11 protein-coding genes are annotated in these 13,096 nt (G+C 73.7%); 5 read left to right on the top strand and 6 right to left on the bottom strand.

Annotation, left to right across the window (positions count from 1 at the left end; all coding sequences use genetic code 11):
* Positions 1-24: 24 nt before the first annotated feature.
* The 4 genes from ACIBR0_RS00785 to ACIBR0_RS00770 form a co-directional block, all read right to left on the bottom strand.
* Positions 25-648 carry a GTP-binding protein gene (locus ACIBR0_RS00785; RefSeq protein WP_396711870.1) on the bottom strand — a complete coding sequence of 208 codons (624 nt, stop codon included), beginning with the start codon at positions 646-648 and terminating at the stop codon, positions 25-27.
* On the bottom strand, positions 629-994 hold the full coding sequence (locus ACIBR0_RS00780; protein WP_396711868.1) for a DUF742 domain-containing protein: 366 nt from the start codon (positions 992-994) through the stop codon (positions 629-631). Before ACIBR0_RS00780 ends, ACIBR0_RS00785 begins: the two co-directional genes overlap by 20 nt.
* Positions 995-1,079: 85 nt before the next feature.
* Positions 1,080-1,487: a roadblock/LC7 domain-containing protein gene (locus ACIBR0_RS00775; RefSeq protein WP_396711866.1), complete on the bottom strand. Its 408-nt coding sequence runs from the start codon at positions 1,485-1,487 to the stop codon at positions 1,080-1,082.
* Positions 1,484-4,651 carry a nitrate- and nitrite sensing domain-containing protein gene (locus ACIBR0_RS00770; protein WP_396711865.1) on the bottom strand — a complete coding sequence of 1,056 codons (3,168 nt, stop codon included), beginning with the start codon at positions 4,649-4,651 and terminating at the stop codon, positions 1,484-1,486. The genes ACIBR0_RS00775 and ACIBR0_RS00770 overlap by 4 nt, the downstream gene beginning before the upstream one ends.
* 446 nt (positions 4,652-5,097) lie before the next feature.
* On the opposite strand from ACIBR0_RS00770, the gene ACIBR0_RS00765 reads away from it, so the two are divergent.
* A complete protein-coding gene (locus tag ACIBR0_RS00765) occupies positions 5,098-6,282 on the top strand; it encodes an ABC transporter substrate-binding protein (protein ID WP_396711863.1) in 1,185 nt (394 codons plus the stop codon).
* A 55-nt stretch (positions 6,283-6,337) separates the two neighbouring features.
* On the opposite strand, the gene ACIBR0_RS00760 is transcribed toward ACIBR0_RS00765, so the two are convergent.
* Both ACIBR0_RS00760 and ACIBR0_RS00755 read right to left on the bottom strand, forming a co-directional pair.
* On the bottom strand, positions 6,338-7,198 hold the full coding sequence (locus ACIBR0_RS00760; RefSeq protein WP_396711862.1) for an ABC transporter permease: 861 nt from the start codon (positions 7,196-7,198) through the stop codon (positions 6,338-6,340).
* A 104-nt stretch (positions 7,199-7,302) separates the two neighbouring features.
* A complete protein-coding gene (locus ACIBR0_RS00755; protein ID WP_396711860.1) occupies positions 7,303-8,334 on the bottom strand; it encodes an ABC transporter substrate-binding protein in 1,032 nt (343 codons plus the stop codon).
* Between the two features lie 267 nt (positions 8,335-8,601).
* On the opposite strand from ACIBR0_RS00755, the gene ACIBR0_RS00750 reads away from it, so the two are divergent.
* The 4 genes from ACIBR0_RS00750 to ACIBR0_RS00735 all read left to right on the top strand — a co-directional run bounded on the left by ACIBR0_RS00750 (position 8,602) and on the right by ACIBR0_RS00735 (position 13,062).
* Positions 8,602-9,387, top strand: coding sequence for an ABC transporter ATP-binding protein (locus ACIBR0_RS00750; RefSeq protein WP_396711858.1), 786 nt, complete (start codon positions 8,602-8,604; stop codon positions 9,385-9,387).
* Positions 9,388-9,389: 2 nt separating this feature from the next.
* A complete protein-coding gene (locus tag ACIBR0_RS00745) occupies positions 9,390-10,340 on the top strand; it encodes an LLM class F420-dependent oxidoreductase (protein WP_396712431.1) in 951 nt (316 codons plus the stop codon).
* Positions 10,337-10,639 carry a cupin gene (locus ACIBR0_RS00740; protein ID WP_357039629.1) on the top strand — a complete coding sequence of 101 codons (303 nt, stop codon included), beginning with the start codon at positions 10,337-10,339 and terminating at the stop codon, positions 10,637-10,639. The genes ACIBR0_RS00745 and ACIBR0_RS00740 overlap by 4 nt, the downstream gene beginning before the upstream one ends.
* 77 nt (positions 10,640-10,716) lie before the next feature.
* A complete protein-coding gene (locus ACIBR0_RS00735; protein WP_396711855.1) occupies positions 10,717-13,062 on the top strand; it encodes a hypothetical protein in 2,346 nt (781 codons plus the stop codon).
* Positions 13,063-13,096 lie beyond the last annotated feature (34 nt).

Raw genomic sequence — 13,096 nt, 5'->3', positions numbered from 1 at the left:
TGCGGCGGACGGCCACGAACGGCGTCAGCCGACCGGCGCCGGGAAGCCCCGGTCGTGCTCGGCCTGGAGCCGGAGCATGGCGTGCTCCACGACGGTGACCAGCACCTGCTTCACCGACTCCCGGTGCCGGGCGTCGGTCATCACCAGCGGCACGTCCGCCGGGATGGCCAGCGCCTCCCGGACCTCTTCCAGCGCGTACTCCGGCGCGCCGTCGAAGTGGTTCAGCGCCACCACGTACGGCAGGTTGCGGTTCTCGAAGTAGTCCAGCGGCGCGAACGCGTCGGTGATGCGGCGGGTGTCCACCAGGACCGCCGCGCCCACCGCACCCCGGATGATCTCGTCCCACATGAACCAGAAGCGGGTCTGGCCCGGTGTGCCGAAGAGATAGAGGATCAGGTCCTGCGCCATGGTGATACGGCCGAAGTCCATGGCGACCGTGGTGGTCTCCTTGCCCGGCACCTTGGACGGGTCGTCGATGCCGACGCCGGCCGCGGTCATCACCGCTTCGGTGGTCAGCGGGGTGATCTCCGAGATCGCGCCGACCAGGGTCGTCTTGCCCACGCCGAACCCGCCCGCGACCACGATCTTCGCGGAGACGATCCCCCGGCTCTGGCGCGCCCCGGCGGGGTCATAGCCTGCGAAGTCCACTTAGCACCCTTCCAAGGATTTCCATCCGCTCCTCGAACCCCTCGGCGGGAGCGGCAGTGTGTAGCGTCAGCAGGCCCTCGGCCACCATGTCGGCGACCAGCACCCGGGTCACGCCCAGGGGCATCCGGGTGTACGCGGCGATCTCGGCCAGCGACTGCGCCCGGCCCTCGCAGACCGTGGCGATGCGGTGCTTGTCGTGCCCGGCGAACCGCGACTCGGCAACCGCCGTCGCGCTCGCCGTCAACACCGCCTCCAGGGCGATGTCCTGCCGGGGTTCGGTACGACCGCGGGTGACCGCGTACGGCCGCACGAGCGCGCCGCGCGGATCCTCCCGGCGTCGGTCCACCCGCGATCACCTCCTCTCCCGGCCGGAACCTGTCGGCACCGGATCTGTTGTCACCGAACGACGCGGGGCCCGCGTCGCACCCCGGTTACGACCGCACCGCGTCCCGGGGCAGCGGCACCAGCGCCGCGCCGACCCGCTCGACGAGCAGGGCCATCTCGTAGCCCACCTGGCCGACGTCGCAGCTGCGCGCGGCGAGCACGGCCATCGACGAGCCGTCGCTGATCGACATGAGGAAGAGGTAGCCGCTGTCCATCTCGATGACGGTCTGGAGCACCCCACCGGCGCTGAACATCCGCGCGGCACCCTCGGTCAGGCTCACCACACCGGAGGTGATCGCCGCGAGCTGGTCCGCCCGGTCCCCGGGCAGGTCCCGGGAGGAGGCGAGCAGGAGCCCGTCGGCGGACACCGCGATCACGTGGGCGATACCCGCCACGCTGTCGGCGAAGTTGGTGAGCAGCCAACCCATGTCCTGCATGGCCGCTGGCCTGTTCATCGGCTCGTCTCCTTGGTGGTCGAGGTGCTGTTCTGGTCCGTGCCGGCCGCCCGACCGCGCTGGACGCCGCGATGGTAGGCCGACAGCAGGCCCCGTACGTCGTCCGGTGTGCGCCGGCTGCGGTCCGGGCCGCCGCGGGGTTCGATGCCGCCGGGCACGAGCTGCGCCTGCGGCACCCGCTTCGGCAGGCCGGACCGGGTCGTGCCGGCGGTGGAGGGCTCCGCCGCCTTGCTGGCACGGGTCCACCCCTCGTCGGCGGCGGTCCGCCAGGCTTCGTCGGGGTCGGTGGCGGCCGGCGCGGCCACGGGGGTGGCCGGCGGCGGCGCGGAGGCCGGGGTCGCCGGAGCCGGCGCGGCCGGCGTCGTGGTCCGGCTCACCGGTGGCGCGTACGACGGCGGTGGCGGCTGCGTGGGCGCCGGGGTGGCGGTCGTCCCCGGGGTACGGGTGGGCAGCTTCGGCCGCGTCGACGGGGCGGCCGTCGAGGGCCCGGCGGCGGGTGCGGCTGCCGGGGGCTGGTCGAAGTCCGGCCGGGCGAAGATCGCGGTGGCGTCGTTGCCGTGGGACCGGAACCACACCGCCTCCATCTCCCGGAAGATCGGTGCCTCGGCCGGCAGGCCGGAACGGGGCACGACCGGGGCGGGCGGCGCCAGTGGCGCGGTGGCGGCCAGGTTGGCGCCCAGACCGGCACCGCCAGCCCTCGGCACGCCGGCGTGGCTGCCGTTGGCACCCAGGGCGGCGGAGGAGGCGGTGGCGCCCACCGGCCCGGCGACCGGACCGACCGGCAGGACGGACGCGGCCGGCTCACCGGCCGCCCCCCGTGGCAGGGGATCGATCGTGGGATAGGCGACGGTCGGCGTACCGACGGAGATGCCGCCGCTGCCCGCGAAGGCCGGCTCGGCCGGTGCCGCCGGCACCCCGGCGGCGGCCGGCACGACGGGTTGCGCGCCGGTCAGGCCGCCGGCCTGCACGGGCGCCGTGGTGTCGCGGGCCTGCTCCGCCGCCGACCAGGGGGCCGGCGGGTCGACCCGCCAGGGGTCGCTGAGGGTCGCCGCGGCGGTACACACGCCCCCGGCGAACGGCTCGGCGTGGGACATCGGGGTCAGCGGGGTCTGCTCGACCGGCAGCGGCTGGCGCGGCCGGTTGATCGCCTGGTCGCGGCCCCGGCCGGCGGGGAGCACCACCGTGGCGGCCGGCAGGGTCACCTGCGCGACGGTGCCGCCCTCGACGTTGCGGCGCAGCTCGACGCGGATGCCGTACCGGTGGGCGAGCCGGCTGACCACGGCCAGACCCATCAGCCGGAACGCGGCGACGTCCACCGTGGGTGGCTCGGCCAGCCGCCGGTTGAGCGAGTCCATCTGCTCCTCGGTCAGGCCGAGACCACGGTCCTCGATCTGGATGAGGACGTAGTCGCGGATCCGCCGCGCGTCGGCGACCACCGTGGTGTTCGGGGGCGAGAAGCGGGTGGCGTTGTCGAGCAGTTCGGCGACGAGGCGTACCACGTCGTTGACCGCGTTCGCGCTCACCGAGATGTCGGTGTCGACGGTGCCGAACTCGATCCGGTTGTAGAGCTCCACCTCGGACTGCGCGGCCCGCAGCACGTCGACCAGCAGGGCGTCGTCACGGCGCGGCACGGCCGAGTCGGCGCCGGCGAGGACGAGGAGGTTCTCGTCGTTGCGGCGCATCCGGGTGGCCAGGTGGTCCAGCTCGAACAGCTGCGCGAGCCGCTTCGGGTCCTCCTCGCCGCGTTCGATCGCGTCCAGCTCGCCGATCATCCGGTCGACCAGGGTCTGACTGCGCCGGGCCAGGTTGAGGAACATCGCGGAGACGCTGGTCCGCAGCGCGGCCTGCTCGGCCGCGACCCGGACCGCCTCGCGGTGGACCACGTTGAACGCGCTGGCGACCTCGCCGACCTCGTCCCGGTTGTCGAGCTTGATCGGGTCCCGGACCTGCTGGACAATCGCGTCCACGCCGCCGTCGCCGACGGTGTCGATGTTCTGCAGACGGCGCACCGCGTCCGGCAGGTCGTGGTTGGCCACCGAGAGCGCGCCCTCGCGCAGCCGGTACAGCGACTCGTTGAGCGAGCGGGCCAGCACCACGGCGAGCGTGACCGCGATGAGCAGGGTGAGCAGCACCAGCAGCGACTCGACGACCGCTTGGCGGATGACGTCCGAGTAGGCCTGGTCGGCGTCGGCGAGCAGCTCGTCCTGGAGGCGGATCTCGGCCCACCGCATCAGGTCGTTGACGGCGCCGATCGCGGCGACGGCCTCCGGCGCGCTGACCGGCGCCCGCTGCCCGACGGAACGGGTGATGTCGCTGGCCACCCGGTCGGCGAGCGTGACCGCGTCACCGGAGACGGTGCTGTTGACCAGGGCCCGCTGGGCCGGGTCGGCGGCCAGGGAGAAGGCGGTCAGCGCCTCCTGCTGGCTGGTCAGGGTGGCCACGAAGGAGGAGAACTGCTCCTCGTCGAGCTGACCGGCGCTCAGGGCGGTGAAGACGACCGACTCCTCCTCGGCGACGGCCGCCTTGGCGCGGGCGAACGCGGCGACCGCCCGGCGGTCGTCCGCCAGGCCCTCCTGGCCCGGCAGCTGGGCCAGGCCGTCGCCGTACGCGACGAGGTCGGTGAGAATCACGCCGTAGCGCAGCGCCGCCTCGGCGACGGCCATCTGCCGGCGGTCCAGCACCTGCTGCCGGGTGGCGTCGAGCGTCCCCAGGTGGTCGTCGATGGTCTCGAGGCGGTCCCGCACCGCCGTCGGCGGCTCACCGATCCGGTCCCGCTCCGCCCGGTACGCCCGCACCCGCTCGTCGGTGGCGCGCACCCGCAGGTTGTACGTGTCGGCCTGCTGCCGCGGCGAGGCCAGAAACTCGGCGGCGGCCATTCGCTCGGAGTGCAGGTCCTGGGTGAGAGCCGAGACGTCGATGGAGAGTTCGGTCAGCGCCTGCGCCCGGGAGGCGTCGTACGCGCCCTCCCCGACCGACACCAGCCGGACCGTGGCCAGCGCTATCACCGCGGCCACCGGGACGACCAGGATCAGCGCCAGCTTCGAGCGGATCCGGGCGTCGCGGAGCCGGGGCAGTCGGCCTCGTCGGGGCTGGGCGGTCTGGCGGCCGTCCGGCGGGGGTGCGGTCTGGCCGCCGGCGGGCAGGGTCGTCGGTCCGGTGCTCACGACATCGCCTCCGTCGTATCTTCCACGCCTGGCCCGCCGACCCGTGCCTGGTGCAGCGGAGAGCGCCACGCGCGGCACGGCGGCGATTTCATCAGACGGGATGCCTTTTGGGAAGCCGCAGCGAGGCAGGAAACGGTCGCCGAGCGAGGAACGCGACTGGGTGTCACCTAATACCTGCAATTCGCACTGGCCGTGAACTGGGCATGTCACTCCAGAGTGGTCACACGTGTCTTTAGCGTGAGCAATTGCAAACTTTGCGTTACCCCACCATGTGGGATCGCTGTCCCGAAAAGGTCCCGGCACCCCCGCTTGACCGCAGCGCCCGCCATTGGCAAGGTTTTGCAGGCTTCGCGCACACCGTACGGCAGACCCCTTCCGTCGCTCCACTGAGGACGGACGAACCGGCGGTGACCGGGCAGCGCCGGCGCCGCACCTGGAGGACTGAGTTGAGCCCCATCCGCTCCGCGACCGCCACGGCGATCGCATCGGCCGTGCTGGCCACCATGCTCACCGGATGTCAGTTCGGCGCGGAGGAACAGGACACGAGCCCGATCGTCATCGCCGCCGACCTCGAACTCTCCGGTGCCGCGGCGCCGGTCGGCAAGGCTTACCAGAGGGCCCTCGAACTGAAGATCGACCAGCTGAACTCCTCCGGCGCACTGAACGGCCGTCGGATCGAACTGACCGTGAAGGACAACCGCTCGGACGCCAGCGAGTCGCTGCGCAACATCGGCGACTTCAGCGACGATTCCCGGGTCAGCGCCATCATCATGGGCGGCTGCAACGAATGCGCGGTCGGCGCGGTCCGCACCGTCAACGAGAAGCGGATTCCCACCATCGCGCTGGCCCCCGCCAGCGCCGTGACCACTCCCGTGGCCGACCGCCGCTACGTGTTCAAGCTCGCCCCGAACGCCGCCGACAACGCCGCGACCCTCACCCGCGAACTGCAGCGCAAGGGCGGGATACGCAAGGTCGCCGTCCTGCACAGCGACGACGACTACGGCCGCGAGGGGCTGGCCGTGCTCCGCGACGAGTTGACCAAGGCCGGGATCCGCTCGGTGCGGGCGCAGTCGGTACGCCCCACCGACACCGACGTCTCCCAGCAGGTCGCGTCGGTCACCGCGGACAAGCCCCAGGCCCTGGTGCTGTGGACCCCGCCGGAGCAGGCGATGCTCGCGGCCGCCGCCGCCGAGCAGCGGGAGTTCTCCGGCTCGCTCTTCCTCGACGCCGCCGCGGCCGGCGACCTCTTCCTCGGCGCCTCCGCCCGGGCCACCGAGCGGGCCACCCTGGTCTTCACCCAGACCATGGTGATCGACGACGTCATCGCGACCACGCCGGCCAAGGCCGCCCGACGCCAGTGGTTCCAGGACTACACCGCCAGCTACGGCGGCTACCACGGTTCGTCGTCCTTCGCCGCGGACGCCGTCCAGCTCATCGCCGACGCCGCGCTACGCGCTGGCGGCGACCCCGGCACCGTCAACCGCGACGGCATCCGGGACACGCTGGAGACGTCCCAGCTCGACGGCCTCTCCGGCCCGATCCGGATGACCCCGGACAACCATTCCGGCCTGATGCCGCAGGCACTGACCGTGCTGGTGGCCCGCAACGGCCGCTGGCGCCTCGCCGGCTGACCCACGACGCGGACGGCCCGCCGGGGTTCCACTCCGGCGGGCCGTACCCGGACGCTCACCGGCTGCTGGTGGTCTCCCGCTGCCAGGGCAGGGCCCGCCGTTCCACGACCAGCAGCGCCGCGTAGAGCAGGATGCTCACCAGGGCCACCAGCATGATCGCCGCCCACGCGGTCGCGGTGTCGCCGATGCCCGCGTACTGCTGGATGACGTAGCCGAGGCCGCCCTCGCCGGCCTGGAACTCGCCGATGACCGCGCCGATCGCGGCCAGCGGCATGGCCACCTTGAGCCCGACGAAGATCTGCGGCAGCGCCGCCGGGAACCGCACCTTGCGGAACGCCTGCCAGCGCGACGCGTTCAGCGAGCGCGCCAGCTCGGCGAGATCGGCCGGCGTGGTGGTCAGACCGGTCGCCGTGGACAGCACGATCGGGAAGAAGCACAGCAGGAACACCATGGTGAGAATGGGTTTCTGACCCCAGCCGAGCGCCACCACCAGCAGCGGCCCGAGCGTGATCTTCGGGACCGCGTTGACCGCCACCAGCAGCGGGGTGAACATCCGCTCCACCGTGCGGGAGGTCGCCAGGGCCAGGCCGAGCAGCACGCCGGCCACCGCCGAGAGGGCGAACCCGACCAGGATCTCCCGGGTGGTCAGCACGGTGTGCTCCAGCATCCGGGCCGGCTGGTCGGCGAACGCGGCCACCACGTCGCCCGGCGGCGGCAGGGCGGCCGGGTGGACCAGCTCCAGGCGGGCCACCACCCACCACGTGCCGAGCGCCACCAGCAGGCCGGCGGCGGGCAGCAGCGCGGCGGCCGCGCCACCACCCCACCGCCGGGCCCGGGCGCGACCGGCCGAGGGTCCGGCTTCCGGCGCCGACGGGGCGACCGTCACCGCCGGCTCCGGCGAGCGGACGTCGGTCATGAAGATCCTCCTGGCAACATGCGGCCCGTCGGCCGGTACGGGACGGGGGCGCGCCCCACCGGTGGGGACCGGTGGAACGCACCCCCGTGCACGGTCGGGCCTGCTCAGGCCTTCGGCGCGAGACCGAAGTCGATGATCTGGTCGGGGGTGATGTTCTGCTGGAGCGCACCCGCGCCCTGGAGGATCGCGATGCTCTTGGCCACCCGGCCGCTGTCCAGGGTGCCGAGCTGGGTGCCGGAGTTGCTGGACCGCACGTACGCGGCCATCAGCTGAAGCTCGGCGGCGGCCGCGGCCGGGACGGTGGCGTCGACGTTCTTCTTCAGGATGTCGGCCGCCTCCTGCGGGTTGGCCAGCGCGTACTCCAGGCCCTTCATCAGTGCGCCGGTGAACCGCTTGACCATTTCCGGGTTCTCCTTGGCGATCTTCGTGGAGGTGATGAGCACGTTGCCGTAGAGGTCCTGCATCACGTCGCTGTACGGCAGCAGGACGGCCTTCTTCTTGGTGACCGCCTCGATGGTGGGCTGGCCCACGACGAACTGGCCGATGCCGTCGACCGAGCCGGAGGCGAGCGTGCCCATCAGGGTCTGCGCCTCACCGTTGACCCAGGTCACCTTGGACGCGTCGATGCCGGCCATCCGGGCGTACGTCGGGAAGAGGTTGCGCACGACGGAACCGGGAGTGTCGGCGAGCTTCTTGCCCTCCAGGTCCTTCGGGGAGGCGATGTTCTTGCCCTCGACCGTGGCGATGGCGGCCATGGTGCGCTGCTGGATCGCGGCGACCGCGACGAAGTCCTTCGCCTTGCCGTTGCCGAGCTGGAGCAGACCACCGGTGAGGTCGATCGGGCCGAACTGGGCCTGACCGCCGACGACGGTCTGGATGACCGAGCCGGTGCCCTGGCCCGGCTTGATCTCGACGTCGAAGCCGGCCTCGGAGAAGTAGCCCTTCTCCTTGGCCACCCACGCGTACGAGTCACGGCCGAAGTTGCCGAACGAGGTGAGGTAGGTCACCTTCTCCAACGCCTTGCCGTCGCCGCCCTTGGGGGTGTCGGCGGAGTCCGAGCCGCTGCTGCAGCCGGCGACCAGGGCGAGGGCGGTGGCCAGGGTGGCCGCGGCGACCGTGCGGGTCAGCCTTCTCATCAGTGCACCTTGTCCTTTCCGACCGGGGGCGGCGGGCCTCCCGGCGGGGTTGTCTGGTGGCGGCGGCTCAGGGGGGAAAGCCGACACCACCGTCGTGAGGGGACTCTTCGCGGGCACAGCGTACGAGAAACCCACCTTTGCGACGCCAGGCGTACGGGGTTTCGGAACGGAAACAACTCGCGTCCACCCCGGACGGTGCGAAAGCCACACAGGACGGATACCCTTTCCCGCAGTCGCTGACCGACGACTCAGGGAGGCACGCCGGAGATGATCCGTCTGTCCGGGGTGTCCCGCACCTTCGACGGCCGCGGCGGCCGGGTGGAGGCGCTACGCGGCATCGACCTCGACGTCGCCGAGGGCGAGTTCGTCGCGGTCGTCGGCCGCTCGGGCTGCGGCAAGTCCACCCTGCTGCGCCTGGTCGCCGGGCTGCTCCCGACGACCGCCGGAGAGATCACCGTCGCCGGCACGCCGATCACCCGGCCCCGACCGGACATCGCGATGCTCTTCCAGCGACCGGCCCTGCTCCCCTGGCGCACCGTCCTCGACAACGTCCTGCTCCCGGTCGAGATCTTCGGTTGGAAGCGGAAGGCGCACCGGGACCGGGCCCGCGCCCTGCTCGACCTCGCCGGCCTGGCCGGCTTCGAGAAGCGCCTCCCGCACGAGCTGTCCGGCGGCATGCAGCAGCGGGTGTCGCTGTGCCGGTCGCTGATCGGCGAGCCCCGGGTGATGTTGATGGACGAGCCGTTCTCCGCACTCGACGCGCTCACCCGCGAGGAGCTGTCCGGGGAACTCCAGCGGGTGCACATGGAGACCTCCGCCACCGTCGTCTTCGTCACCCACTCCATCGACGAGGCGGTGCTGCTGGCCGACCGGGTGGTCGTGCTGAGCCCCCGGCCGGGACGGATCCGCAAGGTCGTCGACGTGACCATCCCCCGACCCCGCACCCTCGGCCGCAACGCGCACCTCGCCGACGTCGCCCGGGTCAGCGCCGACCTGCACGAACTGTTGATGGAACGGGACCAGCCGGTCGCCTCCGGCGCGGAGGGACGGTGACCATGCGGGTGTCGGTCTTCATCGAGCCGCACCGCGGCGCGAGCTACGACGACCAGTTGCGCTTCGCCCGCGCGGCCGAGGCGGCCGGGTACGAGGGCTTCTTCCGCGCCGACCACTACCGGGCCATGGGCGACGAGCCCGCGTTGCCCGGTCCCACCGACGCCTGGCTGACCCTTGCCGCGCTCGCCCGGGAGACCAGCCGGATCCGGCTCGGCACCCTGGTCAGCTCGGCCACCTTCCGGATGCCCGGACCGCTCGCGGTGATGGTCGCCCAGGTCGACCAGATGAGCGGCGGCCGGATCGAGTTGGGCATCGGAGCCGGCTGGTACGAGCGCGAGCACACGGCGTACGGCATCCCGTTCCCCGGTGTCGGTGAGCGCTTCGACCGGCTCGCCGAGCAACTGGAGATCGTCACCGGGCTGTGGGCCACCCCGTCGGGCGGGACGTTCAGCTACACCGGCGACCACTACCGGCTGGTGGACGCCCCCGCCCTGCCGAAGCCGGTGCAGGTGCCCGGCCCGTCGGTGATCGTCGGCGGGCGCGGCCCGAAGCGCACCCCCGAACTGGCGGCCCGGTACGCCGACGAGTTCAACATGCCGTTCAAGTCGGTCGAGGAGACCGCCGAGGCGTACGAGCGGGTACGCGAGGCGTGCGACCGGACCGGGCGGGACGCGAGCGGGCGGGCGCCGCTGGCGCTCTCCGCCGGGATCGTGGTGGCGATCGGCCGCACGGAAGCCGAGGCACGCGAGCGCGCCGCCCCGCTGCACGTCAAGAGCGCCCTGCCGCCGGAGGATCCGGTGGTCGGGTCGCCCGCGCAGCTCGTGGACCGGATCGGCGAGTTCGCCGCGATCGGCGCCTCCCGCGTCCACCTGCGCCTGATCGACCTCACCGACCTCGACCACCTGGAGCTCATCGCCGCCGAGGTGCTCCCCCACCTGGACGGAGTCCGATGACCGACGCCCAGCTCGATCTCGGCCCGGTGGGCCAGGAGATCGTGTACGAGAACGATCGGGTCCGGGTGTGGCACATCCGCCTGGCGCCGGGCGAGCGCCAGCCGCTGCACCGGCACGACCACCCCTACCTGGTGGTGGCGATCCAGGGCGCGAAGAACGTCGTGCAGACCGTCGACGGCACGCGGATCGACGCGGACGAGCCGACCGGCGGCGTGGTGTACCGGGACCCGGGCGCCGTGCACATGCTCACCAATGTCGGTGACACCACGTACCTGGCCCGGCTGGTCGAACTCAAGTAGACCCGCCGGAGGCAGGGCCGTCACGCCGCACGGCGCGCCGGTGGCGATCGGGCGCACCGGACCGTAACGTGCCGGACATGGCCTTTCGGACCTGGGGCAGACTGCTGCTCACCGCGCTCGGGGTGAGCCTGTTGGCCGGGGCCGGCCAGCTGGGCGTCGCATTCGGCTTCGGCATCGTCCGGCTCGACGGCAGCTTCACCGGCGGCAGCGTCAACCAGTGGCCGGCTCAGCTCGTCTGGGCCGGCTGGTTCGCGGCGAACGCCGCCGTCGCCGGCGCCGTGCTCACCGAGCGTCTGGCCCGCCGCGACGGGCTGCTGACCGGCACGGTGCGGCCGGTCGCGGTGGCCGCCGCCGCCGCACTCGGCGCCACCGTCGTCGCCCCGCTGTGCATGCAGCCCGCACGGGCCGCCGAGCTGATCTCGGTGGACCCGGTCTGGGCGGTCGCCATCAGCGCGATCGCCGGCGCGGTGGTGGGCGCGGGCGCCGCGACGGCCGTCCTGATGCGACCGCCGGTCGGCTGGAACATGGCGCTGGTGGCCGCCGTCGTGTGGCTGCTCGCGCTCGTCTCGGCCGCGCCGGCGCTGATCAGCACCGGCCGGCTGTCCACCGTACGACTCGGGGTCCTGGAGCCGTCCTGGCTCGACCCGGACGCGGCACAGCGGCTGTCGATGCTCGTCCTGCCGCTGGTGGCTCTGCTGGCCGGCGCGGCCACCGGCGGGCTGGCCCGCTGGCGGGGGCATCCGCCCCTGGTCAGCGGCGCGACGGGGGTGGCCGGCCCGGTGCTCCTCGCGTTCGCGTACCTGACCGCCGGTCCCGGCGACGTCGTCGACCGGTACCAGGCCACGCCGTACTACGGCGCCCTCATCGCCGTCGTGGTTGGCGCGCTCGGCTCGGCCGCCGCGGCCCTGCTGCGCTGGCCGCTCGTGCCGGCCCGGACCGCGAGCACGGCGATCGAGCCGACCGAGGTCCTCCGGGCGCTGCCCGTCGGCCCGGCCCTGCCCTCGACCGCCACGTCCACCGGCACCACGTCGGCCGACGTCCGGTCGACCGACATCACGCTCGCCGGCCGGCTGGGCGACGAGCCCGACCCGACCGGGAGCACCGCCGTCGGGGTCCGCGACGACGACTCCGGTACGCCCCTCGCGGCACCCGTCCACCCCGGCGGTTCCGGCCCGGCGACCCCGGTCCACTGGGACTGGCCGGCAGCGACGACCGCACCGCCACCGGCTACGCGCTCCGCCACCGCCCATCGGACCGCCACCAGGGGCGGGGGCGCGGGTGACCTGCCCGTCGAGGCGAGCGCCGGCGACGAAGCGGCCCCTCGACCGACGAGGCCGACCGAAGCCGTCCCGGCGGCTCCCCCGGATCGACCAACTGACGCCCCCGCCCCGACATCCGCCCCGACGCCCACCGCGACGGCCGACCACCACACGGCGGCAACAGCCGCGACGGCCGGCGACCACACGGCCGCAACAGCCGCGACCGCCGGCGACCACACGGCCGCCGGCGCGCCCCCGGTCGGCGTGCCCGACGAGGCCGCGACACCGGCCTCCCCTCCGGCCGCCGGGCCGACGGCCCGCCCACGCCGACCTCGCCGGCCCCGCCCCGCCCCGGAGTCGTCGTCGGACACCACCCCGGTTCCCGTCACCGGAGCGGTCGCCGCACCGACCGCCCCCGCCGCACCGGAGGCCCCCGCCGCACCGACCGCCGCCGCGGTGCCGGTGGACCCGCCGACACCGCTCGCACCGCCGGCACCGGCGACCCGAGCGACGCCGACGCCGATCGGCACGCCGGTCCGCACCGGTCCACCGGTCCTCACCGATCCACCGGCCCGCACCGATCCGCCGGCTCGGACGGCCGGGGACGGGACTCCGGAGCCGGCTCCCCGGCCACGGCACCGGGCCCCGCTGCCCGACCTCAACCGCGCCGCGACCTGGGACGCCTTCGCCCCGGCTCGCCGCGCCGGCCCGCAGACGACGACCGGCCCGCAGACGACCCCCGGCGCGCCGATGCCGCCCCTCGGAGCGGCGGTGCCGGCCACGGGGACGCCGGCCGCCCCCGGCACCACCACCGACAAGGCCGGCTCGCCGGGCAGCACGGCCGGACCGACCGACACCGCCGGTACCGTCCCGACCGGCACCGTCGGCGTCGGTGACGACGCCCTCGGCGGGTCCTCGCCGAGCGCCGGGACCGACCCGTCGGCCGGAAAGGGGCGCGGCCGGCGTGGGCTGTTCCGCCGCGGCAAGGCGCGGGCCGACCAGGACACGACCGCTACGGCGGAGCAGACCGAGCAGCTTCCCGCGCAGGACGAGGAGTTCGTGGACTGGGTCGCCGGGCTCAGCAAGCCCCTGCCGGACAACGAGCCGGAGCAGGAGAGCGGCCGCCGGTCCCTGCGGTCGAGCGGTCGCCACCACCGCGACTGAGTGCCGACAGGAGGCAGGCGATGCCGGGCACCGG

Origin of the sequence: Micromonospora sp. NPDC049497 (genome assembly GCF_044465805.1) — a bacterium.
Classification (GTDB): domain Bacteria; phylum Actinomycetota; class Actinomycetes; order Mycobacteriales; family Micromonosporaceae; genus Micromonospora.
This window is presented reverse-complemented; position numbering and strand designations above follow the sequence as displayed.

Excerpts from the sequence above, each read along its gene's own strand:
- ACIBR0_RS00775 (WP_396711866.1), bottom strand. The coding sequence starts at position 1,487 with ATGAACAGGCCAGCGGCCATGCAGGACATGGGTTGGCTGCTCACCAAC.
- ACIBR0_RS00760 (WP_396711862.1), bottom strand. The coding sequence starts at position 7,198 with ATGACCGACGTCCGCTCGCCGGAGCCGGCGGTGACGGTCGCCCCGTCG.
- ACIBR0_RS00755 (WP_396711860.1), bottom strand. The coding sequence starts at position 8,334 with ATGAGAAGGCTGACCCGCACGGTCGCCGCGGCCACCCTGGCCACCGCC.
- ACIBR0_RS00750 (WP_396711858.1), top strand. The coding sequence starts at position 8,602 with ATGATCCGTCTGTCCGGGGTGTCCCGCACCTTCGACGGCCGCGGCGGC.
- ACIBR0_RS00745 (WP_396712431.1), top strand. The coding sequence starts at position 9,390 with ATGCGGGTGTCGGTCTTCATCGAGCCGCACCGCGGCGCGAGCTACGAC.
- ACIBR0_RS00740 (WP_357039629.1), top strand. The coding sequence starts at position 10,337 with ATGACCGACGCCCAGCTCGATCTCGGCCCGGTGGGCCAGGAGATCGTG.
- ACIBR0_RS00735 (WP_396711855.1), top strand. The coding sequence starts at position 10,717 with ATGGCCTTTCGGACCTGGGGCAGACTGCTGCTCACCGCGCTCGGGGTG.